26 protein-coding genes are annotated in these 23,431 nt (G+C 64.0%); 20 read left to right on the top strand and 6 right to left on the bottom strand.

Annotated elements, in window-relative coordinates:
- Nucleotide 1 precedes the first annotated feature (1 nt).
- The 4 genes from rpsI to erpA all read left to right on the top strand — a co-directional run bounded on the left by rpsI (nt 2) and on the right by erpA (nt 2,509).
- Nucleotides 2-394 (top strand): 30S ribosomal protein S9, encoded by a 393-nt coding sequence (gene rpsI / locus H3H36_RS10355; RefSeq protein WP_050409450.1) that lies wholly within the window; start codon nt 2-4, stop codon nt 392-394.
- Nucleotides 395-554: 160 nt separating this feature from the next.
- Entirely contained in the window at nt 555-1,586 is a 1,032-nt protein-coding gene (gene argC / locus H3H36_RS10350) for an N-acetyl-gamma-glutamyl-phosphate reductase (protein ID WP_182217042.1), read from the top strand.
- Between the two features lie 112 nt (nt 1,587-1,698).
- On the top strand, nt 1,699-2,115 hold the full coding sequence (locus tag H3H36_RS10345) for a bactofilin family protein (protein WP_182217039.1): 417 nt from the start codon (nt 1,699-1,701) through the stop codon (nt 2,113-2,115).
- A gap of 31 nt (nt 2,116-2,146) precedes the next feature.
- The gene (gene erpA / locus H3H36_RS10340; protein ID WP_182217037.1) at nt 2,147-2,509 is read left to right on the top strand and encodes an iron-sulfur cluster insertion protein ErpA; all 363 of its coding nucleotides are present in this window, start codon (nt 2,147-2,149) and stop codon (nt 2,507-2,509) included.
- A 127-nt stretch (nt 2,510-2,636) separates the two neighbouring features.
- Here the strand turns inward: erpA and H3H36_RS10335 are convergent, their stop codons facing one another.
- Both H3H36_RS10335 and H3H36_RS10330 read right to left on the bottom strand, forming a co-directional pair.
- On the bottom strand, nt 2,637-3,734 hold the full coding sequence (locus tag H3H36_RS10335; RefSeq protein WP_182217035.1) for an anhydro-N-acetylmuramic acid kinase: 1,098 nt from the start codon (nt 3,732-3,734) through the stop codon (nt 2,637-2,639).
- Nucleotides 3,735-3,863: 129 nt separating this feature from the next.
- A complete protein-coding gene (locus tag H3H36_RS10330) occupies nt 3,864-5,246 on the bottom strand; it encodes a M23 family metallopeptidase (RefSeq protein ID WP_182217033.1) in 1,383 nt (460 codons plus the stop codon).
- 156 nt (nt 5,247-5,402) lie between these two features.
- Here H3H36_RS10330 and tyrS point away from each other — a divergent pair, with 156 nt between their 5' ends.
- The 16 genes from tyrS (at nt 5,403) to pqqE (ending at nt 17,986) form a co-directional block, all read left to right on the top strand.
- Nucleotides 5,403-6,659 (top strand): tyrosine--tRNA ligase, encoded by a 1,257-nt coding sequence (tyrS, locus tag H3H36_RS10325; RefSeq protein WP_182217031.1) that lies wholly within the window; start codon nt 5,403-5,405, stop codon nt 6,657-6,659.
- Nucleotides 6,656-7,102, top strand: a complete 447-nt coding sequence (gene dtd, locus H3H36_RS10320) for a D-aminoacyl-tRNA deacylase (protein WP_182217029.1) — start codon at nt 6,656-6,658, stop codon at nt 7,100-7,102. Before tyrS ends, dtd begins: the two co-directional genes overlap by 4 nt.
- Before the next feature lie 72 nt (nt 7,103-7,174).
- Complete coding sequence (locus H3H36_RS10315) at nt 7,175-7,834, top strand: YbhB/YbcL family Raf kinase inhibitor-like protein (protein WP_182217027.1); 660 nt, start codon at nt 7,175-7,177, stop codon at nt 7,832-7,834.
- A gap of 4 nt (nt 7,835-7,838) precedes the next feature.
- Nucleotides 7,839-8,486 (top strand): histidine phosphatase family protein, encoded by a 648-nt coding sequence (locus H3H36_RS10310; RefSeq protein ID WP_182217025.1) that lies wholly within the window; start codon nt 7,839-7,841, stop codon nt 8,484-8,486.
- A 147-nt stretch (nt 8,487-8,633) separates the two neighbouring features.
- Nucleotides 8,634-9,650 (top strand): tRNA dihydrouridine synthase DusB, encoded by a 1,017-nt coding sequence (dusB, locus tag H3H36_RS10305; protein ID WP_182217023.1) that lies wholly within the window; start codon nt 8,634-8,636, stop codon nt 9,648-9,650.
- A gap of 108 nt (nt 9,651-9,758) precedes the next feature.
- A complete protein-coding gene (locus tag H3H36_RS10300; RefSeq protein WP_008445162.1) occupies nt 9,759-9,992 on the top strand; it encodes a helix-turn-helix domain-containing protein in 234 nt (77 codons plus the stop codon).
- Between the two features lie 92 nt (nt 9,993-10,084).
- Nucleotides 10,085-11,671, top strand: a complete 1,587-nt coding sequence (gene purH, locus H3H36_RS10295) for a bifunctional phosphoribosylaminoimidazolecarboxamide formyltransferase/IMP cyclohydrolase (protein WP_182217021.1) — start codon at nt 10,085-10,087, stop codon at nt 11,669-11,671.
- A gap of 92 nt (nt 11,672-11,763) precedes the next feature.
- Complete coding sequence (ruvC, locus tag H3H36_RS10290; protein WP_182217018.1) at nt 11,764-12,336, top strand: crossover junction endodeoxyribonuclease RuvC; 573 nt, start codon at nt 11,764-11,766, stop codon at nt 12,334-12,336.
- Between the two features lie 30 nt (nt 12,337-12,366).
- A complete protein-coding gene (gene ruvA, locus H3H36_RS10285; protein ID WP_182217016.1) occupies nt 12,367-12,945 on the top strand; it encodes a Holliday junction branch migration protein RuvA in 579 nt (192 codons plus the stop codon).
- A gap of 133 nt (nt 12,946-13,078) precedes the next feature.
- Nucleotides 13,079-14,134, top strand: coding sequence for a Holliday junction branch migration DNA helicase RuvB (ruvB, locus tag H3H36_RS10280; RefSeq protein ID WP_182217014.1), 1,056 nt, complete (start codon nt 13,079-13,081; stop codon nt 14,132-14,134).
- A gap of 8 nt (nt 14,135-14,142) precedes the next feature.
- Complete coding sequence (locus tag H3H36_RS10275; protein ID WP_182217011.1) at nt 14,143-14,595, top strand: YaiI/YqxD family protein; 453 nt, start codon at nt 14,143-14,145, stop codon at nt 14,593-14,595.
- 185 nt (nt 14,596-14,780) lie between these two features.
- Nucleotides 14,781-14,855: a pyrroloquinoline quinone precursor peptide PqqA gene (pqqA, locus tag H3H36_RS27700; protein ID WP_173593773.1), complete on the top strand. Its 75-nt coding sequence runs from the start codon at nt 14,781-14,783 to the stop codon at nt 14,853-14,855.
- A gap of 62 nt (nt 14,856-14,917) precedes the next feature.
- The gene (pqqB, locus tag H3H36_RS10265; RefSeq protein ID WP_182217217.1) at nt 14,918-15,838 is read left to right on the top strand and encodes a pyrroloquinoline quinone biosynthesis protein PqqB; all 921 of its coding nucleotides are present in this window, start codon (nt 14,918-14,920) and stop codon (nt 15,836-15,838) included.
- A gap of 2 nt (nt 15,839-15,840) precedes the next feature.
- Nucleotides 15,841-16,551 (top strand): pyrroloquinoline-quinone synthase PqqC, encoded by a 711-nt coding sequence (pqqC, locus tag H3H36_RS10260; RefSeq protein WP_375539586.1) that lies wholly within the window; start codon nt 15,841-15,843, stop codon nt 16,549-16,551.
- 15 nt (nt 16,552-16,566) lie between these two features.
- A complete protein-coding gene (pqqD, locus tag H3H36_RS10255) occupies nt 16,567-16,830 on the top strand; it encodes a pyrroloquinoline quinone biosynthesis peptide chaperone PqqD (RefSeq protein WP_182217009.1) in 264 nt (87 codons plus the stop codon).
- On the top strand, nt 16,823-17,986 hold the full coding sequence (gene pqqE / locus H3H36_RS10250; RefSeq protein ID WP_255461826.1) for a pyrroloquinoline quinone biosynthesis protein PqqE: 1,164 nt from the start codon (nt 16,823-16,825) through the stop codon (nt 17,984-17,986). Before pqqD ends, pqqE begins: the two co-directional genes overlap by 8 nt.
- Nucleotides 17,987-18,053: 67 nt before the next feature.
- On the opposite strand, the gene H3H36_RS10245 is transcribed toward pqqE, so the two are convergent.
- From H3H36_RS10245 to H3H36_RS10230, 4 genes are all read right to left on the bottom strand, one after another.
- On the bottom strand, nt 18,054-18,524 hold the full coding sequence (locus tag H3H36_RS10245) for a DUF2147 domain-containing protein (protein ID WP_182217006.1): 471 nt from the start codon (nt 18,522-18,524) through the stop codon (nt 18,054-18,056).
- Nucleotides 18,525-18,731: 207 nt separating this feature from the next.
- Complete coding sequence (locus H3H36_RS10240) at nt 18,732-21,539, bottom strand: valine--tRNA ligase (protein ID WP_182217003.1); 2,808 nt, start codon at nt 21,537-21,539, stop codon at nt 18,732-18,734.
- A gap of 201 nt (nt 21,540-21,740) precedes the next feature.
- Nucleotides 21,741-22,964: a DUF4382 domain-containing protein gene (locus H3H36_RS10235; RefSeq protein ID WP_182216996.1), complete on the bottom strand. Its 1,224-nt coding sequence runs from the start codon at nt 22,962-22,964 to the stop codon at nt 21,741-21,743.
- A 165-nt stretch (nt 22,965-23,129) separates the two neighbouring features.
- Nucleotides 23,130-23,429: a putative quinol monooxygenase gene (locus H3H36_RS10230; protein WP_182216994.1), complete on the bottom strand. Its 300-nt coding sequence runs from the start codon at nt 23,427-23,429 to the stop codon at nt 23,130-23,132.
- Between the last annotated feature and the right edge of the window lie 2 nt (nt 23,430-23,431).

Genomic DNA, 23,431 nt, shown 5'->3' with positions numbered 1-23,431 from the left:
CATGATCGGTAACTACAATTACGGCACCGGCCGTCGCAAGAGTGCAGTGGCTCGCGTGTTCATCAAAGTTGGCACTGGCCAAATCATCGTCAACGGCAAGCCAGCGGCTGAGTACTTCTCCCGCGAAACCGGCCTGATGGTTATTCGTCAACCGCTGGAACTGACCGGCAACGTCGAGCGTTTCGACATCAAGGTCAACGTGCACGGCGGCGGCGAGTCCGGCCAGGCAGGTGCAGTGCGCCACGGTATCACCCGCGCCCTGATCGACTACGATGCAGGCCTGAAGGGCGATCTGGCCCGCGCCGGCTTCGTGACCCGCGATGCACGTGAAGTGGAACGTAAAAAAGTTGGTCTGCGCAAAGCACGTCGCGCAAAGCAATTCTCGAAGCGTTAATTTCACGCGATGTCAGCGCACTGCCTGCAGTGCGCTGTACCAAAAAGCCGCCGGCGTTTGCCAGGCGGCTTTTTGTTTTATGCTGCGGCGCCGCACGAATGCCGTTCATGCCTGATAAAATGGCAGACTCACACCTCCACCTCACTTTCAAGGAAAGAACATGATCAAAGTTGGCATCGTCGGCGGCACCGGATACACGGGAGTGGAATTGCTGCGTCTGTTGGCCGTTCACCCCGATGTACAGCTGACGGCCATCACCTCGCGCAAGGAAGATGGCTTGCCCGTGGCCGACATGTTCCCTTCGTTGCGCGGCCGCGTGAACCTGGCGTTCTCGGCGCCCGACAAGGCCGACCTGACCCAGTGCGACGTGGTGTTCTTCGCCACCCCGCACGGCGTGGCCATGGCCCAGGCGCCTGCGCTGCTGGCCGCTGGCGTGAAAGTGATCGACCTGGCGGCTGACTTCCGCCTGAAAGACCAGGCCACGTTCGAACAGTGGTACAAGATTCCCCACACCTGCCCGGAACTGCTGAAAGAGGCCGTGTATGGCCTCGTTGAGCTCAACCGCGACGCCATCAAGGGCGCCAAACTGATCGCCAACCCCGGCTGCTATCCGACCACCATGCAACTGGGCTTCTACCCGCTGCTCAAGGCTGGCCTGGTGGACGCGGGCGGCCTGATCGCCGACTGCAAGTCCGGCGTGTCCGGTGCCGGCCGCAAGGCCGAGATCGCCACCTTGTTCTCCGAGGCGAGCGACAACTTCAAGGCCTACGGCGTGGCCGGCCACCGTCACACGCCGGAAACCGTGGCCCAGCTGCAGAACTTCACGGATCAGCCCGTGAACCTGATCTTCACCCCGCACCTGGTGCCGATGATCCGCGGCATGCATTCCACGCTGTATGCGCGCCTGACGCGCGACATCAGCAACGAGGAATTGCAAGCCTTGTTCGAAGCGCAATACGCGGACGCGGCGTTCGTGGACGTGATGCCGTTCGGCTCCCATCCGGAAACCCGCTCCACGCGCGGCTCGAACATGCTGCGCCTGGCGCTGCATCGCAACGGCAACACCGTGATCGTGCTGGTGGTGCAGGACAACCTGGTCAAGGGCGCCTCGGGCCAGGCCGTGCAGTGCATGAACCTGATGTTCGGCCTGGACGAGGGCAAGGGCCTGAACCAGGTGGCGCTGCTGCCGTAACGCGCATCACGCGCGGGCGCGGAAAACGGCGAGGCAGATCAAGGCGGACGGCAGCAAACTTGGGCATAGTCAGGCATGCCGGTATCCGGTGCCGGCCTTGCCGGGGAGTGCCATGTTCGCCAAAGCCCGTAATCCGATGGAAAGCCTGATCGGCCCGGCCACCCGGATCGACGGCCATGTGCTGTTCCGGGGCGGGCTGCGCATCGATGGCAAGGTGGTGGGCAGCGTGTGCGCGGAGCCGGGGCAGGACAGTTACCTGGTCGTGTCCGAACATGCCTGCATCGACGGCGAGGTGCGCTGCGGCCACCTGATCGTCAACGGCGAGATACGCGGCGCTATCCATGTGGCCGAAAGGGTTGAAATTCAGCCCCAAGCCCGTATCGTAGGGGATGTTTATTACAAGGTGCTGGAAATGCACGGTGGCGCCCAGGTGCTGGGCAAGCTGGCCTGGTGCGATGGTGCCGGCGCGGTGGATCAGGGCGCCACGAATGGCGTGGTCGAGAACATAAATTGCGCCAAAGGTCTATAATGTACGGAATGATTTTACGTAGGAGTCTGATATGAATGCTGTTGCTGAAGCGCAAGATGTAATCCCGTCGCCTATCAACTTTACCGATAGCGCGGCTGAGAAGGTCGCCCAGCTGATCGAGGAAGAGGGCAATCCTGATCTGAAACTGCGCGTCTTCGTGCAAGGTGGCGGCTGTTCCGGCTTCCAGTACGGCTTCACGTTCGATGAAATCATCAACGAAGACGACACCACCATGATCAAGAACGGCGTCACGCTGTTGATCGACTCCATGAGCTACCAGTACCTGGTGGGCGCGGAAATCGACTACAAGGATGACCTGGAAGGTGCCCAGTTCGTGATCAAGAACCCGACCGCCAGCTCGACCTGCGGCTGCGGTTCCTCGTTCTCGGTCTGACTTAAAGCCTCGAACGCACGGCCGCTGATGCGGCTGTGGCGTTTCCACATCCACGGCGGACAGCGCAAGCTGCTCCGCCGTTGTTGTTTTTACGCCCCGCACTTGCCACGGCGGCGCGGCCGCTGCCTCAGTGCGGGTACAGCGCGCCCAGCACCCGTTCCCCGGCCGCGCCAGTGACGGCTGGCAGGTTGCCGGCCAGCCGCTCCGTGTAGCGGTAGCCCAGCCAGGCGAACGCCAGCGCTTCCACCCGGTTCGGCGCCACGCCCAGCGCGTCGGTCGACGCCACGTTCACCTTGCCGTCCAGTGCCGCTGCCAGCATGCGCAGCAAGGTGCCGTTGCAGGCGCCGCCGCCGCACACGTAGACCGCGTCCGCCTGCGCGCCGTAGCGTTGGATCGCCTGCGCCAGCGTAACGGCCGTCAATTGCGTCAGCGTCGCTTGCACGTCCGCTGGTGCTGCGTTGGGGAAGGACGCCAGATGGGCATCGAGCCAGTGCAGGTGGAACAGGTCGCGTCCCGTGCTCTTGGGTGCGGGCAGGGCGAAGAACGGCTCGGCCAGCATGGCTTGCAGCAACGGTGCGATGGCCGTGCCGCTGGCGGCCCAGGCGCCGTCCGCGTCATATTCCTTGCCCTGGTGGCGGTTGATCCAGCCATCCATCAGCACGTTGCCGGGGCCGGTATCGAAGCCGGTCACGCGGCCATCGCCGTGCAAGACGCTGATGTTCGAAATGCCGCCGATATTGGCCACCACCCGCGCCTGGCCGGCCAAGCCAAACAGTGCCTGGTGGAAGGCCGGCACCAGCGGCGCGCCCTGGCCGCCGGCCGCGATGTCGCGGCTGCGGAAGTCGGCGATCACGTCGATGCCGCACAGTTCGGCCAGCAGGGCAGGGTTGTTGGTCTGGCGGGTGAAGCCCAGCTCAGGCCGGTGGCGGATGGTCTGGCCATGCACGGCCACGGCGTGCACGGCCGATGGCGCCAGGCTGGCTTGTGCCAGCAGGTCCGCCACGCAGCGCGCATAGCAGGCGGCCAGTTGATTGGCGGCCAGCGCCTCGCGTTCGATTTCATTGTGGCCTGCCGCTTGCAGCGCCATCAGTTCGGCCCGCAGTGCAGGCGGGAACGGCAGGTAGGCGGCGGCCAGGGTGTGGACAGCGGTGCCGTCGAAGTCGGCCAGCGCGCCATCGACGCCGTCGAGGCTGGTGCCGGACATGAGACCGATGTACAGGGCCATGGAGCAATCCTTGAACGTAAAGGCTGTATTTTGCCTGACTGCCCGGGTTCCTGTGCTGAGAATCGCGATCCCGATGGGCGAAAAAAAACAGGCCACGCGGGCCTGTTTTCTCGTTGGCGTTGGCCGGCCTTACTTGGCCGCCACGCGGGTGCCGCCGGAACCGACCGGCTGCAGCAGCGCGAAGCGGTGCGACATGTCGGCGGCGTAGGCCTTGAAGCGGGTCATTTCGGCTGCCGTCAGCGGCGCCTGGGCTTGCACGTTCATCTTCGATGGATCCCTGGCTTCGCCACCGACGCGGAATTCGTAGTGCAGGTGAGCACCCGTGGACCAGCCCGTCGTGCCCACGTAACCGATCACGTCACCCTGGCTGACTTTGCTGCCCTTGTGGATGCCGGCCGCGAAACGGCTCATGTGCGCATACGCGGTGGAGTAGTTGGCCCAGTGCTTGAGGACGATCACGTTGCCATAGCCGTTCTGGGTGCCTTCGAACTCGACCACGCCATCGCCGGCGGCGCGGATCGGCGTGCCCGTCGGCGCGGGGAAATCGGTGCCCTTGTGCTGTTTCCACTGGCCGAACACGGGGTGCACGCGCATGCCGAAACCGGACGAGATACGGCTAAATTCCACGGGCGACTTGAGGAAGGCTTTCTTGAGCGATTTGCCATCGAAGCTGAAGTAACCGCCGCCTTGCTTGCTTTGCGGATCTTCGAACCAGACCGACTGATAGGTGGTGCCGTGGTTGGTGAATTCGCCGGCCAGGATGCGGCCCGCGCGCACGAATTCGCCGTTCTGCCAGAACGTTTCGTAGACCACGTTGAAATGGTCGCCGCGCTTCAGGTCGCCACGGAAGTCGATGTTGGTCGAGAACATCTCGATGATCTGCTTGACGATCGAGTCCGGCAGCTTGGCGCCGTCGTCGCTCGAATCCGTGGCCGCGTACAGCGTCGAAGTGATGGTGCGCGCGTGCATTTCGATGCGGCGCTCCAGCTTGGCCGCTTCTTCCTTGGCCTCGAAGCTGTCGCCCTTGCGGGTGATGGAGATGTTCTTGACGGGCATGTCCTTGCCATCGACCACGGTCGCTTGCAGCCACTGCAGGTTGCCTTCGTCGTCAGTCTGCGCCTGTACGCGCTTGCCGGTGGTCAGCTGCATCACGCCGCGCGCCACCTTGTCCTTCTTGATGAAGGTTTCGGCCGCTTCGTCGTCCACGCCCAGGCGGTTCAGCAGCGCCGCCAGCGTGTCGCCGGCCCGTACTTTTTCCTCATGGATGTAGTGCGCGTCGGTCTGTTGCTGTTCCAGCGCGGCGATCTGCGTGGACAGGTTGGGCAGGGCCAGTTCCTCGGACACGGATTTCACGGGCAAATCCGCAGCGTCCGGTGCCAGCGGCGCGACGCCGGCCGCACCAAACGCGCACACTGCCAGAAACAGTGCGGAGGCGCTGATGATGCGTGCCTTGCGCGTCGAACCTAGCAGTGTGAACAAGCGTGAGCTTGTGAATTTGTTTGTAGGGTTCATGCAATCAGTTAAAATTTGCCGCTTGAACTATTCAGGAACGTTTAATTTTTCTTATTCTTTATTCGGTTCGTTTTCATACGGCAAGATTGATGGGATCGGGCATTATAACAAACTCCTGAGCCAGCCTACTTTTTTCGGAAAATCGTTTACAAACATATGGATACCTCGTCTGCATCGCCTAAGAAGGCCCCCGCTCCCGTCCTGCCGCTGTCGGACCGCGTCCAGGAAGCTCTTGCCATCACCAAGCGCGGTGTCGACGAGCTGCTGGTCGAAAGCGAGTTCGCGCAAAAACTGGCGCGTTCCGAGCAAAGCGGCGTGCCGCTGCGCGTCAAGCTGGGCCTGGACCCGACGGCGCCGGACTTGCACCTGGGCCACACCGTGGTGCTCAACAAGATGCGCCAGTTGCAGGACCTGGGCCACCAGGTGATCTTCCTGATCGGCGACTTCACCTCCATGATCGGCGACCCGTCCGGCCGCAACGTCACCCGTCCGCCGCTGACCCGCGAGCAGGTCGAGGAAAACGCGATGACCTATTTCAAGCAGGCCTCGCTGGTGCTCGATCCGTCGCGCACGGAAATCCGCTACAACTCCGAGTGGTGCGATCCGCTGGGCGCGCGCGGCATGATCCAGCTGGCCTCGCGCTACACGGTGGCACGCATGATGGAACGCGACGATTTCAGCAAACGCTTCAAGAGTGGGACGCCGATTGCGGTCCATGAGTTCCTTTATCCGCTGATGCAAGGTTACGATTCCGTCGCACTCAAGGCTGACCTGGAGCTGGGCGGCACCGACCAGAAGTTCAACCTGCTGGTGGGCCGTGAACTGCAGAAAGATTACGACCAGGAACAGCAGTGCATCCTGACCATGCCACTGCTGGAAGGCCTCGATGGCGTGGACAAGATGTCCAAGTCCAAGAACAACTACATCGGCATCACGGAACCGGGCAACACCATGTTCGCCAAGCTGATGAGCATTTCCGATGTGATGATGTGGCGCTACTACGAGCTGCTGTCGTTCCGCTCGCTGGCCGAACTGGCCCAGCTGAAACAGGAAGTGGCAGACGGCAAGAATCCGCGCGACGCCAAAGTGGCGCTGGCGCAGGAAATCGTGGCCCGCTTCCACTCGCAGCAGGCGGCCGAGGAAGCGCTGGCCGACTTCGTCAACCGTTCCAAGGGCGGCATTCCGGACGACGTGCCGGAAGTGGCGCTGAGCGGCGCGCCGGTGGGCATCGCCCAACTGCTCAAGCAGGCGGGCCTGTGCCCATCGACGTCGGAAGCGATGCGCATGGTCGACCAGGGCGGCGTGCGCCTTGATGGCACCGTGATCAGCGACAAAGCCGTCAAGATCGAAGCGGGCACCTTCGTGCTGCAAGTGGGCAAGCGCAAGTTCGCGCGCGTCACGCTGAGCGCATGATCGCGCTGCTGCAACGGGTCACGCGCGCCAACGTGGTGGTGGAGGGCGCCGTGACCGGCGCCATCGACGCCGGCCTGATGGTGCTGGTGTGCGCCGAACGGGGCGACACGGAACGCGAGGCGGACGCGCTGCTGACCAAGCTGCTTGGCTACCGCGTGTTCGCCGACGCCGCCGGCAAGATGAACCTGAGCGTGACGGACGTGGCTGGCGGCCTGCTGCTGGTGCCCCAGTTCACGCTGGCGGCCGACACCAAGTCCGGCAGCCGGCCTTCGTTCACGCCGGCCGCCAGCCCCGAGGATGGCCGCCGCCTGTTCGACCATGTCGTGGCCCAGGCCCGCGCGCGCCATCCCGTGGTGGCCACGGGCCAGTTCGGCGCCGACATGCAAGTGTCGCTGACGAACGACGGTCCGGTGACGTTCTGGTTGCAAACTTCGGCCAAATAGTAAGATGTTTGCGTGCGCGCAAAGCGGCACGCGAATTTGGCCAGCGGATATGGAGCGGAGCGGGGGGATGCGATGAGACTGTGGAGCGAGACTTTCCGCGATGGCGGCGCCATCCCCGCCGGTTGCGCGTTCGCGGTGATGGACCCCATCGGCCGGGTGCGCCTGTCGGATAATCGCCATCCCCACCTGGCGTGGGACGAGGTCCCTGCCGGCACCGAATCGCTGGTGCTGTTCTGCATCGACGGCGACGCCCCCCAGGATGGCAGTCACGTGAACATGGAAGGCCACACGCTGCCCTTCGAACTGGCGCGCGGCGATTTTTTCCACTGGACCCTGATCGACCTGCCGCCCACCGTGCGCGCGCTGCCCGAGGGCGCGCTGGCATCCGGTGTGGTGGCGCACGGCAAGCCCGGCCCCGGCGTGGCGCTGGCGGCCAACGGCGCCGTCCACGCACTGCGCCAGGGCATCAACGATTACACCGGCTGGTTCGCGGCCGATCCGGACATGGCCGGCGACTATTACGGGTATGATGGCCCCTGTCCGCCGTGGAACGACTTGCGCCTGCACCATTACATCTTCCGCCTGTATGCGCTGGATGTGCCGAAACTGGCGCTGGCAGGGCGCTTTACCGGCCCCGAAGCTTGTGCCGCCATCCACGGCCACATTATTGATGAAGCACAATTGATCGGCACCTACACGCTCAACCCGGCGCTGGTGCCCCCGCACAAATAAATCCATGAAACACACGAATATCTTGCTGATTCGCCACGGCGAAACGGCCTGGAACGCCGCGCGCCGCCTGCAGGGCCATACCGACATCGCATTGAACGAGGAAGGCCGGCGCCAGGCTGAAGCGCTGGGCCGCGCCTTGGCCGGCGAGCGGCTGGACGCCATCATCGCCAGCGATCTGGAGCGCGCCTTGCAGACGGCCCATGCCGTGGCCGGCCAGCACGGCATGCCCGTGCATACCGACCCCGGCCTGCGCGAACGCTGCTACGGCGTGTTCGAAGGCATGCTGTATGCCGAGATCGCCGAGCGCTACCCGGCCGAATATGCCTTGTGGCAAGCGCGGGATGTGGACGCCGTGATGCCGGCCGGCGCCCGTCCGGCCGAAAGCTTCCGCCAGTTCTACCGCCGCGCCGTCGATCATATCGGCCACTGGGCCGCGCGCCATCCGGGCCAGACCATCGCCGTGGTGGCCCATGGCGGCGTGCTCGAATGCGCCTACCGGGAAGCCATTGGCATGACGCTCGACAGCCCGCGCGACTTCCAGGTCAAGAACGCCAGCGTCAATCGTTTCACCTGGCGTGACGGCAAGCTGACCCTGGCCAGCTGGGGCGAGGTGGATCACCTGAGCCCGGCCGCGCTCGATGAATTGAGCTGAACGCGCGTGCTTATTTTTCCAAGCCAGCAATATTAATTCGCGGCTGTCAAGCACCTGGGCGATGGTTCTGTTGAAAAATAGTGCTTATAAATTGAGCAGCCCTTCGGTTAAAATAGAGGGTTCCTTGTTCCCGTTCAGGCAAGTCCAGTGCAAATCGGCCCTTATTTATTGCGTAACAATGTATTCGTCGCCCCCATGGCGGGGGTGACGGATCGTCCATTCCGGCAGCTGTGCAAGCAGCTCGGCGCGGGCTACGCCGTATCCGAGATGGCCGCCTCCAATCCGCGGCTGTGGGCCACGGAAAAGAGTTCGCGCCGGATCGACCATGCGGGCGAAATGGAACCCAAGGCGGTGCAGATCGCCGGCGCCGATCCGCAAGACCTGGCCGACTGCGCCCGCTTCAACGTGGAACGTGGCGCCCAGATCATCGACATCAACATGGGCTGCCCCGTGAAAAAGGTGTGCAACAGCTGGTGCGGTTCGGCCCTGTTGCAGGATGAGGCGCTGGTCAAGGAGATCCTGCACGCCGTGGTGGGTGCGGTGGACGTGCCCGTCACGCTCAAGTTCCGCACCGGCTGGAACCGCGCCAACAAGAACGCGCTGACCATCGCCCGCATCGCCGAAGACGCCGGTATCGCCATGCTGACCTTGCATGGCCGCACCCGCGCCGACGGCTACAAGGGCGACGCCGAGTACGACACCATCGCCGCCGTCAAGCGCGCCGTGGCCATCCCCGTGGTGGCCAACGGCGACATCACTTCGCCGGAAAAAGCCCGCTACGTGCTGGACCAGACGGGCGCCGACGCCATCATGGTGGGCCGCGCCGCCCAGGGCCGGCCATGGATCTTCCGCGAAATCGACCACTATTTGCGCACCGGCACCCATTTGCCGGCGCCCTACGTGGACGAGGTGCGGGCGCTGATGGACGAGCACCTGCGCGCCCACTACGCGTTCTACGGCGAATACCTGGGCGTGCGCACGGCGCGCAAGCATATCGGCTGGTATGTGCGCGACCTGGAGGGCGGGGAAGCGTTCCGCCAGCAAATGAACTTGCTGGAGTCGACGGATGAGCAGTTGCAGCTCGTCGACCAGTTCTTTGAATCGCAGTGGCGTTTTGGCGAGCGGTTACAATACCGCCTCCCGGAACCAGCGGAGGCCGCATAACGGTGCTCCGGAGCTTCAAAACAAGGTAGAAAAAAAAGGGCAAACGCTGCTGCCGCGTGATCCGCGACAATGGCGTCATAACAGATCAATTAGCCGAACGGTAACAAAATGAGCAAAGAAAGTATCCAGGAAGTGGTCCAGAAAAGCCTTGAAGATTACTTCAACGACCTGGGCGAGCAACAAGCATCGAATATCTACGACATGGTCGTGCTGACCGTGGAAAAACCCATCCTCGAAGTGGTGATGACGCGCGCCGACGGCAACCAGTCGCATGCGGCGCAAATGCTGGGCATCAACCGCAACACCCTGCGCAAGAAACTGCAAGAGCACGGCCTGCTGTAAGCGCGCGCGACCTTCCGGCACCTCGGTGGCTGTGACTGGCCGCTGGCGCCGGTGGGCTTGAACCAAGAAACCTCAACCAACTAGCCATAGCCATGATTAAACAAGCTCTCATCTCCGTATCCGACAAGACCGGCGTCCTGGACTTCGCCCGCGCCCTGGCGGCCATGGGCGTCAACCTGCTGTCGACCGGCGGCACCGCCAAACTGCTGGCCGACAACGGCCTGGCCGTGACCGAGGTGGCCGACTACACGGGCTTCCCGGAGATGCTCGATGGCCGCGTGAAGACGCTGCACCCGAAAGTGCACGGCGGCATCCTGGCCCGCCGCGATTTCCCTGAGCACATGGCCAAGCTGGAAGAGCACAACATGCCGACCATCGACATGGTGGTGGTCAACCTGTACCCGTTCCAGGCCACGGTGGCCAAGGACACGTGCACGCTGGAAGACGCGATCGAGAACATCGACATCGGCGGTCCCACCATGCTGCGTTCGGCCGCCAAGAACCACAAGGACGTGGTGGTGATCTGCGACCCGGCCGACTACGGCGTGGTGCTGGCTGAAATGAAGAGTACCGACAACGCGCCCGGCCAGGTCAGCTACGACACCCGCTTCAAGCTGGCCACCAAGGTCTACGCCCACACGGCCCAGTACGACGGCGCCATCACCAACTACCTGACCAGCCTGGGCGCCGACAAGGCCCACGCCAGCCGCGCCACCTACCCGCAAACGCTGAACGTGGCGTTCGAAAAAGTGCAGGACATGCGCTACGGCGAGAACCCGCACCAGAGCGCCGCCTTCTACCGCGACCTGCAACCGTCGGCCGGCGCACTGGCCAACTACCGCCAGCTGCAAGGCAAGGAACTGTCGTACAACAACATCGCCGACGCCGACGCGGCCTGGGAATGCGTGAAGAGCCTGGGCGGTTTCGACCAGAGCGCCGCCTGCGTGATCGTCAAGCACGCCAATCCATGCGGCGTGGCGCTGGGCGCCAACGCGGTGGACGCCTACAAGCGCGCGCTGCAGACCGATCCGACTTCGGCCTTCGGCGGCATCATCGCCTTCAACACGGAAGTGGACGGCGTGGCCGCCACGGAACTGGCCAAGCTGTTCGTGGAAGTGCTGATCGCGCCATCGTTCACGGCTGAAGCGCTGCAGATCCTGTCGGCCAAGCAGAACGTGCGCCTGCTGGAAATCCCGCTGGGCAACGGCGTCAACGCGATGGACTTCAAGCGCGTCGGCGGCGGCCTGCTGGTGCAATCGGCCGATGCCAAGAACGTCATGATCGCCGACCTGAAAGTGGTGACCAAGCTCCAGCCTACCCAGCAGCAATTGCAGGACATGATGTTCGCGTGGCGTGTGGCCAAGTACGTCAAGTCCAACGCCATCGTGTTCTGCGGTAACAACATGACGCTGGGCGTGGGCGCCGGCCAGATGAGCCGTATCGACTCGGCCCGCATCGCCTCGATCAAGGCGCAGAACGCCGGCCTGTCGCTGGCCGGTTCGGTGGTGGCGTCGGACGCCTTCTTCCCGTTCCGCGATGGCCTGGACGTGGTGGTGGACGCGGGCGCGACCTGCGTGATCCATCCGGGCGGCTCGATGCGCGACCAGGAAGTGATCGACGCGGCTGACGAGCGCGGCGTGGTCATGGTGTACACCGGCACCCGCCACTTCCGCCATTAATCGCAAGTAGTCCCTGCAGTGCGGCGGGCCGTTTGCGGTCCGCCGCACTGTTTTTATATACAGCATTCAATTTTCCCGGTTACAATCCGGGAATGATTATTCTCGGCATCGACCCCGGCTTGCGCACCACCGGCTTTGGCGTCATCCACCAGCAGGGGGCCAAGCTGCGCTACATCGCTTCGGGCACCATCAAGAGCGGCGAGGGCGATTTGCCCACGCGCCTGAAAGTGATCCTGGACGGCGTGGGGCAGGTGGCCAGTCAGTACCAGCCGGACTGCGCCGCCATCGAGCAAGTGTTTGTGAACGTCAATCCCCAATCGACCTTGTTGCTGGGCCAGGCCCGCGGCGCGGCCATCTGCGCGCTGGTGACGGCCGAGCTGGCCGTGGCCGAATATTCGCCCACCCAGGTCAAGCAGGCCGTGGTCGGTACGGGCCGGGCCGTGAAGGCCCAGGTGCAGGCCATGGTGGCGCGGCTGCTGGCGCTGCCCGGTTTGCCCGGTACCGACGCGGCCGACGCGCTGGGCGTGGCCATCTGCCATGCCCACAGCCGCGAAACGCTGACCCTGATCGCCGGCGCCAGCGCGGCCAGCGCAACGGTCGCCGCCGCCGGCCTGCCCGGACCGCTGGCCGGGCTGCGGCTGCGGCGCGGCCGGCTGGTCGGCTAATTCCCTTACTAATACCAAAAAGGTATCACGATGATAGGTCGTCTGTCCGGCATCCTGCTGGAAAAAAATCCGCCGCAACTGCTGGTCGACGTGCAGGGCGTGGGCTATGAGGTGGATGTGCCGATGAGCACCTTCTACAACCTGCCGCAGGTGGGCGAGAAGGTGGTGCTGTTCACCCACCAGGCCATCCGCGAGGATGCCCATTTGCTGTTTGGCTTCGGCAACGCCGAGGAGCGCGCCGTGTTCCGCCAGCTGATCAAGATCAGCGGCGTGGGCGCGCGTACGGCGCTGTCCATCCTGTCGGGTATGTCGATCGCCGATCTGGCGCAGGCGGTGACGTTGCAGGAATCGGGCCGCCTGGTCAAGGTGCCCGGCATCGGCAAGAAGACGGCCGAACGGCTGCTGCTGGAACTGAAGGGCAAGCTGGGCGCCGACATCGGCGCCGGCGGCGCCCATGCCGTGCCGGACGCGCAGTCGGACATCCTGAACGCGCTGCTGGCGCTGGGTTACTCGGACAAGGAGGCGGTGGCGGCGCTGAAGAACATACCTGCCGCCACCAGCGTATCGGACGGCATCAAGCTGGCGTTGAAAGCGCTGTCGAAGGGGTGATTTGCTTCAATTGGATGTCCTGGCGCGGATGCGTGTCACCTTAAACCCTGTTGCCATTGCATTGGCCGACGTCCTTGTGAATGGCTTAGAATGGGATACCAAGGCGAAAGCCAAGAACTAGCATGATGATTACATGAGCATCCAAACCGACAACTTCACCGAACAGCGCATCATCGACGCGGCGCCCGCTTCGCCCAATGAGGAAGCGATCGAACGGGCCTTGCGTCCCAAGCACCTCGATGAATATGTCGGGCAGGAAAAGATCCGCGACCAGCTGGAAATCTTCATCAAGGCCGCCCGCAAGCGCGGCGAGGCGCTGGACCACACCTTGCTGTTCGGTCCGCCCGGCCTGGGCAAGACCACGCTGGCCAACATCATCGCGCGCGAAATGGGCGTGAACCTGCGCCAGACTTCCGGCCCCGTGCTCGAGCGTCCCGGCGACCTGGCCGCCATCCTGACCAACCTGGAAGCGAACGATGTGCTGTTCATCGACGAAATCCACCGCCTGTCGCCCGTGGTGGAGGAAATCCTGTACCCGGCACTCGAGGATTACCAGATCGATATCATGATCGGTGAAGGCCCGGCGGCCCGTTCCGTCAAGCTGGACTTGCAGCCGTTCACGCTGGTGGGCGCCACCACGCGGGCCGGCATGCTGACCAATCCGCTGCGCGACCGTTTCGGCATCGTGGCGCGGCTGGAGTTCTACAACACGGCCGAGTTGACCCGCATCGTCACCCGTAGCGCCGCCTTGCTCAAGGCCGAGATCGCGCCCGACGGCGCGGCCGAGGTGGCGCGCCGCGCGCGCGGCACACCCCGCATCGCCAACCGTCTGCTGCGCCGCGTGCGTGACTACGCGGAAGTGAAGGGCAACGGCGACATCACCAAGCAAGTGGCGGACGCGGCGCTCGTCATGCTGGACGTGGACACGGTCGGATTCGACGTGATGGACCGCAAGCTGCTGGAAGCGGTGCTGTTCAAGTTCGGCGGCGGTCCGGTGGGCATCGGCAACCTGGCGGCGGCCATCGGCGAGGCGGCCGATACCATCGAGGACGTGCTGGAACCTTATCTGATCCAGCAAGGTTTCCTGCAACGCACGCCGCGCGGACGGGTGGCCACGCCGGCCGCCTACCTGCATTTCGGCGTCAATCCCCCGCGCATCAACCCGAACGGCGAGCTGTGGGAGAGCTGAACCCGCCCATGCACATCTGGGTCGATGCGGACGCCTGTCCGGCCGTCATCAAGGAGATCCTGTACCGGGTGGCCGAGCGTACCCAGCTGCAGCTAACACTGGTGGCCAACCAGCTGATGCGGGTGCCGCCATCCCGTTTCATCCGCGCCCTGCAAGTGCCGTCCGGCGCCGACGTGGCGGACCAGGAGATCGTGCGCCGGCTGGCGGCGGGTGACCTCGTCATCACGGGCGACATTCCGCTCGCCTCCGACGTGCTGGACAAGGGCGGCTACGCCCTCAACCCGCGCGGCGAGTTCTACACGCGCGACAACATCCAGCAAATGCTGACCATGCGCGCCTTCCTCGACGAGCTGCGCGGCAGTGGCGTGGACACGGGCGGTCCGGCCGCCTTCAGCCAGGCCGACCGCCAGCATTTCGCCAACAGCCTGGACCGCCATCTGCACAAGATGCGCAAGCGTTGAGCGCTCACTGTTCCATTTCTCCACACTTTTGTTGCACCCTGGCGCAGCCCACTGCGCCGGCGGCGCTTGCGCGCCCCCCGAAACTTGACGGCATGGAACTTGCGTAGAGTGCTGTGATGGTCTGAAAGCCATGTGCACATGGTCCAGGACGGTCAAACAACTTACCTACATTCAAGGAGACAGCCATGCAATGGAGCAAACCAGAGTTCATCGATTTCCGTTTCGGTTTTGAAATCACGCTGTACATCGCCAACCGCTGACAGGCGTGCGCCGCAGCCGCCGGTTGCTTGCCGGTGGCTGCGGCGCGTATCCGATTCGAGGCATCATGAAAATCATCGTACTTGGTTCTTCGGCTGGCGGCGGCTATCCGCAATGGAACTGCAACTGCCGCAATTGCGACGGCGTGCGCAAGGGCACCATCAACAGCCGCGCCCGCACCCAGTCGTCGATCGCCATTTCCGCCAACGGCAGGGACTGGCTGCTGGTCAATGCCTCCCCCGATATCCTGACCCAGATCCGCGCCACCCCGGCCCTGCAGCCGGCGCGCGCCGCGCGCGACACCGGCATCGCGGCCGTGCTGCTGATGGATGCCCAGGTCGACCACGTGACGGGCTTGATGATGTTGCGCGAAGGGCGCCGCATTCCCCTTTATTGCAGCGCGTCCGTGTGGGACGATCTGCGGACCGGCTACCCGCTGGCCGACGTGCTGTCGCACTACTGCGGTGTGCAATGGCAGCCGCTGCCAGTGGCCGGCGAGCCGCAGCCGTTCGAGATTCCGGCCCTGAGCGGCGTACGGCTGACGGCCGTGCCGCTGCACAGCAAGGCGCCGCCGTATTCGCCGCACCGTGAGCGGCCCCAGCCGGGTGACAACATCGGCCTGCTGGTCGAGGACCTGATCACGGGCCGCACCTTGTTCTACGCGCCTGGCCTGGGCAGCCTCGACGCCGCCACCACGGCCGTCATGCGCGGCGCCGACTGTCTGCTGGTGGACGGCACGTTCTGGACCGAGGATGAAATGATCGCGCTCGGTTTCTCGCCCAATCCGGCCGCGTCCATGGGCCATTTGCCGCAGTCGGGCCAGGGCGGCATGATCGAAGTGCTGGACCAGATGCCGGCCTCCCGCAAGATCCTGATTCACATTAACAACACCAATCCCATCCTCGATGAAGACTCACCCCAGCATGCCACGCTGGGCGAGCACGGCATCGAGCTGGCGTATGACGGTATGGAGATTTCGCTATGAACATGATGTCGCAAACAGGGCCGGACAACCGGCCGGCGTGGGATGAACGTGAATTCACGGAACAGCTGATGGCCAAGGGCGCCGGCTATCACATCCACCACCACTTCAACGTGCGCATGCAGCAGGGCACGCTGACACCGGAGCAGATCCGGGGCTGGGTGGCCAACCGCTTTTACTACCAGATCAACATCCCGCGCAAGGATGCGGCCATCATGGCCAACTGCCCGGATCGCGCCACGCGCCGGCTATGGGTGGAGCGCATCCACGACCACGACGGCCATGGCGACAACCCCGGCGGCATCGAGGCGTGGAGCCGGCTGGGCGAGGCGGTCGGCATCGCGCGTGACGACCTGTGGTCGCTGCGCGAAGTGCAGCCCGGCGTGCGCTTCGCGGTGGATGCCTACGTGAACTTCGCGCGCCAGGCGCCGTGGCAGGAAGGTGTCTGCTCGTCGCTGACGGAGATGTTCGCGCCCAAGATCCACAAGGACCGGCTGGCCAGCTGGCCGAAAAATTACCCGTGGATCGAGCCGGAAGGGCTGGCTTACTTCCGCAGCCGCATCTCGCTGGCCGAGCGCGACGTGGAACACGGCCTGGCCGTCACGCTGGCGCATTTTCGTACGCGCGCCCAGCAGGAGCAGGCGCTGGGCATCCTGCAATTCAAACTCGACATCCTGTGGGCGATGATGGATGCCATCGCGCTCGCCTACGACTGAACCGGGAGTGCCATCATGCTGACCGAAATGACGACGCCCAAGCTGTCCAGGCTGTTCCGCCTGCAGTGGGAGGAAGCGCAGCAAGCCTACGTGCTGCTGTACCCAGAAGGGTTGGTGCGGCTCAACCCGAGCGCGGCGGAAATCCTCAAGCGCTGCGACGGCAAGCGCGAGGTGGCCGACATCGTGCGCGAGCTCGAAACAGCGTTCAAGGCCAGCGACCTGGAGCCGGACGTGCGGGCCTTCCTGGACGAAGCACAGCGGCGAGGCTGGCTTGGCTAGCGCGGCCACCTCGCAGGTCAGCACGGCGGCCGTCGCGCCGCCCATGTGGTTGCTGGCCGAGCTGACTTACCGCTGCCCGCTGCATTGCGCGTTCTGCTACAACCCGGTCGATTACGCGGCCAACCGCAAGGAGCTGAGCACGGAACAATGGCTGGAGGTGCTGCGGCAGGGGCGTGCGCTGGGGGCAGCCCAGCTGGGCTTTTCCGGCGGCGAACCGCTGCTGCGCGACGACCTCGAGCAACTGGTGGCCGCCGGCAACCGGCTCGGCTACTACACCAACCTGATCACCTCCGGCATCGGGCTGACGGAGCAGCGCATCGCCGCCTTCAAGGCGGCCGGGCTCGATCATATCCAGTTGTCGTTCCAGGATTCGACCAGGGAGATGAATGATTTCCTCAGCAGCACCCGCACCTTCGACTTGAAGGCGCGCGTGGCGCGGCTGATCAAGCAGTATGACTATCCGATGGTGCTCAACGTGGTGCTGCACCGCTACAACCTCGACCACGTGGAGCGCATCATCGACATGGCGCTGGACATGGGCGTGGAATACCTGGAGCTGGCCAACACGCAGTACTACGGCTGGGGCATGGTCAACCGTGCCCAGCTGATGCCCACGCGCGAACAGCTGGAGCGGGCCGAAGCGGTGGTGAACGCTTGCCGCGAGCGTATCGGTTCAAAGTTGCGCATCCTGTTCGTGGTGCCCGATTATTTCGAGGCGCGGCCCAAGGCGTGCATGAATGGCTGGGGTTCCGTGTTCCTGGCCGTGGCGCCCGACGGCGCGGCCTTGCCCTGCCACGCGGCGCGCACCATACCCGGCATGACGTTCCCGAACGTGACGGAGCAGAGCCTGAAACAGATCTGGTACGAGAGCGACGCCTTCAACAAGTTCCGCGGCGATGCGTGGATGAAGGAGCCGTGCCGTAGCTGCGACGACAAGCACAAGGACTACGGCGGCTGCCGCTGCCAGGCGCTGGCGCTGACGGGCGACGCGGCCAACGCCGATCCCGTGTGCAGCAAATCGCCCCAGCATGGCGACATTGTGAAGATCGTACGCCAGGCCCAGGCCAGCCAGGCGGAGGCGGGCAGGGAAGCGCCGCTGGTGTTCCGCAGCGACGCCAATTCGAGGTTGCTGGCGCAGCAGCAGGGGCCGGCATGAACGTATTGCGCGGATAAAAAAACCGGCCAGTGCTACGTGGCCGGTTTTTCTGTCGGGGGGAAGGCGCTTACTCCTGGCGCACCCAGGTTTGCGAGCGGCCGAACATCGAGATGCCGATGTAGCCGCGCACGTTCAGCTTCTTGCCGCCGTCTTCCAGGCTCAGCTTGCTCTTGTAGACCTTGCCGTTATCGGGGTCGAGGATCTCGCCGCCCGTGTATTCGCTGCCGTCCTTCTTCAGGCCGGACATGATGACCAGGCCGATCACGGGCGCATCATGGCGGGCGCCTTCGCACTTCTCGCACTTCGGATTCTGGTCTTCCGTGGGAGCACGGAACAGTTTTTCGATCTGGCCCTGCAGCGCGCCATTGTTTTCGGTGATGCGGATCAGGGCCTTGGGCTTGCCCGTCACGTCATCGATATTCTTCCACAGGCCGACGGGCGAGTTGGTGTCCGCCCAAGCGGGGGCGACCAGCGCGCTGGCGGCCAGGCTGGCTGCTGCGATGGCAAAAATGGTTGCTACTTGTTTCAAAGAACGCATCGTGGAGTCTCCGGGAGTAGTTGTTGTGTATTTTGCAGTTTAGCAAACTGTCAGCCCAATTTTAGCGCATGTTGTAAAAAAATTGACCACTCGTGCTATTTTGATTCTAATCCGCAACGCTCAAAAAGAATCGGGGACGTACTCCGGTTTTCCCGTGCGGGAAAACCGGAGTACGTCCCCGATTTTGCGCTGGCGAAACTGGCGCCGTCAGGCCGCTGGCAGCTTGGCGAACTGTTCGCGCATCTTGGCCAGCGTGGCCGAGAAGTTGGCGACCCGTTCCTTTTCCTGCGCCACCACTTCGGCCGGCGCGCGCGCCACGAAGCTTTCGTTCGACAGCTTGCCGCTGGCCTTGGCGATCTCGCCTTCCAGGCGCGCGATTTCCTTGTTCAGGCGCTCACGCTCGGCCTTGACGTCGATCTCCACTTTCAGCATCAGCTTGGTGGTGCCGACGATGGAGACGGCGGCCGGCGATTCCGGCAGCGCGTCCACGATCTGCACTTCGGCCAGCTTGCCCAGCGACTGGATGTAGGGCGCGAACACTTGCAGCGCGGCCTTGTCGGCGGCATCGCCCGGCTCCACGATCAGCGGCACGCGCAGCGATGGCGCCAGCTGCATTTCGCCGCGCAGGTTGCGGGTGGCGTCCGTCAACGCCTTCAGTTGCTGCATCCACGCTTCGGCCGTCTCGTCGATCTTGGCCGTGTTGGCCAGCGGATACGGTTGCAGCATGATGGAATCGCCTTCGGCCTTGAGCGTCTTGCCGGCCAGCGGGGCCACCGTCTGCCACAGCGCTTCCGTGACGAAGGGGATGATGGGGTGGGCCAGGCGCAAAATCACTTCCAGCACGCGCAGCAGCGTGTGGCGGGTGGCGCGCTGCTGGCCTTCCGTGCCGTGTTGCACCTGGACCTTGGCCACTTCCAGGTACCAGTCGCAATACTCGTCCCACACGAACTTGTAGATGGTGGAGGCGATGTTGTCGAAGCGGTAGTCCTCGAAGCCCTTGGCGATGTCCAGCTCGGCCTTTTGCAGCAGCGAGATGATCCACTTGTCGGCCATCGACAGGTCGGCTTCATTCTCCGTGCAATCCTTGCCTTCCGTGTTCATCAGCACGAAGCGGGTCGCGTTCCACATCTTGTTGCAGAAGTTGCGGTAGCCTTCGCAGCGGCCCAAGTCGAAGTTGATGTTGCGGCCCAGCGAGGCATACGAGGCCATGGTGAAGCGCACGGCGTCGCTGCCGTAGGCGGCGATACCTTCCGGGAATTCCTTGCGCGTGGCCTTGGCGATCTTTTCCGCCGCTTTCGGGTTCATCAGGCCGGTGGTGCGTTTTTCCACCAGCGCTTCCACGCCGATGCCGTCGATCAGGTCGATCGGGTCCAGCGTGTTGCCCTTGGACTTGGACATCTTCTGGCCCTGCGAGTCGCGCACCAGGCCGTGCACGTACACGGTCTTGAACGGCACCTTGCCGGTGAAGTGGGCCGTCATCATCACCATGCGGGCGACCCAGAAGAAGATGATGTCAAAGCCCGTCACCAGCACCGACGAAGGCAGGAAGGCTTCCAGGTCCGGGGTCTGCTCGGGCCAGCCCAGCGTGGAGAACGGCACCAGCGCCGACGAGAACCACGTGTCGAGCACGTCGTTGTCGCGGCGCAGCGGGCCGGTGCTGCCGGCCTTGGCGGCCTGGGCTTGCGCTTCCGCTTCCGACTTGGCGACGAAGATGTTGCCGGCCTCGTCGTACCAGGCCGGGATCTGGTGGCCCCACCACAGCTGGCGCGAGATGCACCAATCCTGGATGTTGTTGAGCCACTGGTTGTAGGTGTTGCTCCAGTTTTCAGGCACGAACTGGATCTCGCCGCTGGCCACCTTGTCGAGCGCCGTTTCGGCGATCGATTTGCCGGGGAAGAACGTGCCTTCCGGGGCCGGCTTGCTCATGGCCACGAACCACTGGTCGGTCAGCATCGGCTCGATCACGACGCCGGTACGGTCGCCGCGCGGCACCATCAGCTTGTGCGGCTTGATTTGTTCCAGCAAGCCTTGCGCTTCCAGGTCGGCCACGATCTGCTTGCGGGCGGCGAAGCGGTCCAGGCCGCGGTAGGCGGCTGGCGCGTTGTCGTTGATCTTGGCGTCCAGCGTCAGGATCGACGGCATGCCCAGGTTGTGGCGCTGGCCCACGGTGTAGTCGTTGAAGTCGTGCGCGGGCGTGATCTTGACGCAGCCGGTGCCGAATTCCTTGTCCACATAGCTGTCGGCGATGATGGGGATTTCGCGGTCGCACAGGGGCAGCTTGAGCAGCTTGCCCACCAGCGCCGTGTAGCGCTCGTCAGTCGGGTCCACGGCCACGGCCACGTCGCCCAGCATGGTTTCAGGACGGGTGGTGGCCACGGTCAGCGCGCCGCTGCCGTCGGCCAGCGGGTACTTGATGTACCACATGGAGCCGTCTTCCTCCTCCGACACCACTTCCAGGTCCGACACGGCCGTGCCCAGCACCGGGTCCCAGTTGACCAGGCGCTTGCCCCGGTAGATCAAGCCTTGCTCGTGCAGGCGCACGAACACTTCGGTGACGACCTTGGAGCGGGTCTCGTCCATGGTGAAGTATTCGCGTTTCCAGTCCGGCGAGGTGCCCATGCGGCGCATCTGGCCGGTGATGGTGTTGCCGGATTTCTCCTTCCACTCCCACACTTTCTCGATGAACTTCTCACGGCCCAGGTCATGGCGCGACACTTTTTGCGCGTCCAGCTGGCGTTCCACCACGATCTGGGTGGCGATACCGGCGTGGTCGGTGCCGGGAATCCAGGCCGTGTTGTGGCCCAGCATGCGGTGGTAGCGCGTCAAGCCATCCATGATGGTCTGGTTGAACGCATGGCCCATGTGCAAGGTGCCGGTCACGTTCGGCGGCGGCAGCTGGATGCTGAACGACGGCTTGCCGGCGGTGAGCGTGGCGGCGTAGTAACCGCGCTGTTCCCACTCGTTGCGCCAGAATTGTTCAATGTCGGCGGGCTCGAAAGACTTGGCTAATTCCATGATTTGGTGAGTTAAATTTGCGAAAGCAGCCATTATAGATGACGAAGCAGGCCATACGACGGGACTTGGGCGCAGCACGGTGAAAATCTGCGGGAAAAGTGCCAAACCGTGGCGCGCGCCGCCGGCCATGGGAGGGAAATTGCTTTCGGGAATGAAAAAAGGGGCGCCGCAGCGCCCCTTCCGGACAGAACAGCCTGGCGTTTATGGCACCAGGTTGAAGTTCACGCCAGTCTGGTTGGCGGTCGAAATGTCCACCGAGGACAGCGACTTGGTGGTGTAGCCCGCGGCCGATGCTTCCAGCAGGTATTTGCCCACGCCCGGCTGCACCGTGGTGGCGCTGGCGAAGGTCAGCGGCAAGGTCGCGCTGTAGGCCGCGTACTGGGGCGCCTTGGTTGGCAGGCCGGTCAGCGTGTAGCCGCCCGTGGTCAGGTCCGCGCCCTGGTACTTGATGGTGACGGTGGGGCCAGAGGCGATGGTCTGCTTGGCGTCCACATAGGCGGTGGCCGTGGTGCTGACGGGCGCCAGCAGCACCGTGCCGCTGATGCTGCCCGTGGTGGAATCGGGCAGCGTGATCGGCGCGGCCGAGGTGCTGACGGGGACGATGACGCTGGTGCTGGTCACCGGCACGGCGCCGACGATGGCGGCGGCATGGGCGTCGGCCGTCACCACCACGTCGTAATTACCGAGTGGCAATCGGGTCAGCGAGAATTCGCCGGTGGTGGCGTTGGGCGTGGTGGCGCTGACGATGGCGCCATTTTGCTGGGCCGACACCATCACGTGGCTGGTCAGCAGGGCCGGCGCGACGAAGCCGCCAATGCCGTTCAGCGCGGTCGGGATCACCTTGACCACGGGTTTCAGCGCGTACTTGCCATTGCCCTTGGTGACGATGGATTTGCAGGCGTCGAAGTCCAGCACCAGGTCCACTTTCTGGCCGGCCGCGACGTCGAATTCATTGTTCAGCTTGATGCCGCTTTGCACTGCGCTCGGCGTGTCGAGCGACACTTCCGTCGTGCTGCCGGTGGGCACCACGGAGTTGGCCAGGCCGTTGCCCGTGTTCGGGTCCAGCACCAGGCGCAGTTGCGTATAGTGGCCGGCGCCCAGCGGCGTCTGGCCCAGCGCGTCGAGCGCGCCGTTGGTGAGGTTGAGCAGGTTGATCTTGCGGGCCGGGCTGAGCGTGATGTCGGTCCAGCCGGCGTCCGTGTCGCTGGCCGTTGCGCTCTGGTTCACCCTTACCTTGTTGACGGTGATGTTGACGGCGTCAAAGCCGCAGGAGGGCGCATCGGTCAGCGACACGCTGAGCGTGCCCATGGTGCTGGTGGGCGCCGTGGAACCGCCGCCGCCGCCACAGGCAGCCAGGGTGAGGGCGGTGAGCGCGGCGAGTGCCGCGCTGGCAGTACGAAGGGGGCGATAGCCTGGCTGTTTCATGATGGGCCTCTTATTCTGTTGACGTTCGACGGCAGTGACGAGTTCGCTGCACAGACATTATGCGTTCCTTGTGGAAACAAGAATGTTAGTTTCCGCACATAGTGAGGTTTTGTTACAACTCTTACTTCTGAGCTTACCCAGCAGCCAGGTAGCGCCGACATGCCATCAGAGCGGACCCGGCATGGAGATAGTGTCGCACATCTGGAGCGCCGGCGGGGAGCTCAGCAGTTCATCGAAACGGGCCAGCGCCTGGCGCAGCGGAGCCGAGGCCAGGTGCGCGTCACAGGCGGCCTGGTCGCGGTACAGCTCGCAGACGACAAAGACGTCGGGCTGGTCGCGGCGGCGGTGCACGGTGTAGGACAGGCAACCCGGTTCGGCGCGGCTGGTGATGGCCAGCGCGCACAGCAAGGAGGCCACTTCGTCGGCCTTGTGGGGATGGGAATGCAAGTTGGCAATTAACAACATGT

This window comes from Rugamonas fusca (assembly GCF_014042365.1).
Lineage (GTDB): Bacteria > Pseudomonadota > Gammaproteobacteria > Burkholderiales > Burkholderiaceae_D > Rugamonas > Rugamonas fusca.
This window is presented reverse-complemented; position numbering and strand designations above follow the sequence as displayed.

Excerpts from the sequence above, each read along its gene's own strand:
- ruvC (WP_182217018.1), top strand. The coding sequence starts at position 11,764 with ATGATTATTCTCGGCATCGACCCCGGCTTGCGCACCACCGGCTTTGGC.
- H3H36_RS10345 (WP_182217039.1), top strand. The coding sequence starts at position 1,699 with ATGTTCGCCAAAGCCCGTAATCCGATGGAAAGCCTGATCGGCCCGGCC.
- ruvB (WP_182217014.1), top strand. The coding sequence starts at position 13,079 with ATGAGCATCCAAACCGACAACTTCACCGAACAGCGCATCATCGACGCG.
- H3H36_RS10235 (WP_182216996.1), bottom strand. The coding sequence starts at position 22,964 with ATGAAACAGCCAGGCTATCGCCCCCTTCGTACTGCCAGCGCGGCACTC.
- H3H36_RS10330 (WP_182217033.1), bottom strand. The coding sequence starts at position 5,246 with ATGAACCCTACAAACAAATTCACAAGCTCACGCTTGTTCACACTGCTA.
- H3H36_RS10315 (WP_182217027.1), top strand. The coding sequence starts at position 7,175 with ATGAGACTGTGGAGCGAGACTTTCCGCGATGGCGGCGCCATCCCCGCC.
- H3H36_RS10310 (WP_182217025.1), top strand. The coding sequence starts at position 7,839 with ATGAAACACACGAATATCTTGCTGATTCGCCACGGCGAAACGGCCTGG.
- pqqD (WP_182217009.1), top strand. The coding sequence starts at position 16,567 with ATGCTGACCGAAATGACGACGCCCAAGCTGTCCAGGCTGTTCCGCCTG.
- H3H36_RS10335 (WP_182217035.1), bottom strand. The coding sequence starts at position 3,734 with ATGGCCCTGTACATCGGTCTCATGTCCGGCACCAGCCTCGACGGCGTC.
- erpA (WP_182217037.1), top strand. The coding sequence starts at position 2,147 with ATGAATGCTGTTGCTGAAGCGCAAGATGTAATCCCGTCGCCTATCAAC.
- H3H36_RS10275 (WP_182217011.1), top strand. The coding sequence starts at position 14,143 with ATGCACATCTGGGTCGATGCGGACGCCTGTCCGGCCGTCATCAAGGAG.
- pqqC (WP_375539586.1), top strand. The coding sequence starts at position 15,841 with ATGATGTCGCAAACAGGGCCGGACAACCGGCCGGCGTGGGATGAACGT.
- H3H36_RS10300 (WP_008445162.1), top strand. The coding sequence starts at position 9,759 with ATGAGCAAAGAAAGTATCCAGGAAGTGGTCCAGAAAAGCCTTGAAGAT.
- H3H36_RS10230 (WP_182216994.1), bottom strand. The coding sequence starts at position 23,429 with ATGTTGTTAATTGCCAACTTGCATTCCCATCCCCACAAGGCCGACGAA.
- tyrS (WP_182217031.1), top strand. The coding sequence starts at position 5,403 with ATGGATACCTCGTCTGCATCGCCTAAGAAGGCCCCCGCTCCCGTCCTG.
- ruvA (WP_182217016.1), top strand. The coding sequence starts at position 12,367 with ATGATAGGTCGTCTGTCCGGCATCCTGCTGGAAAAAAATCCGCCGCAA.
- H3H36_RS10240 (WP_182217003.1), bottom strand. The coding sequence starts at position 21,539 with ATGGAATTAGCCAAGTCTTTCGAGCCCGCCGACATTGAACAATTCTGG.
- H3H36_RS10245 (WP_182217006.1), bottom strand. The coding sequence starts at position 18,524 with ATGCGTTCTTTGAAACAAGTAGCAACCATTTTTGCCATCGCAGCAGCC.
- dtd (WP_182217029.1), top strand. The coding sequence starts at position 6,656 with ATGATCGCGCTGCTGCAACGGGTCACGCGCGCCAACGTGGTGGTGGAG.
- purH (WP_182217021.1), top strand. The coding sequence starts at position 10,085 with ATGATTAAACAAGCTCTCATCTCCGTATCCGACAAGACCGGCGTCCTG.
- argC (WP_182217042.1), top strand. The coding sequence starts at position 555 with ATGATCAAAGTTGGCATCGTCGGCGGCACCGGATACACGGGAGTGGAA.
- rpsI (WP_050409450.1), top strand. The coding sequence starts at position 2 with ATGATCGGTAACTACAATTACGGCACCGGCCGTCGCAAGAGTGCAGTG.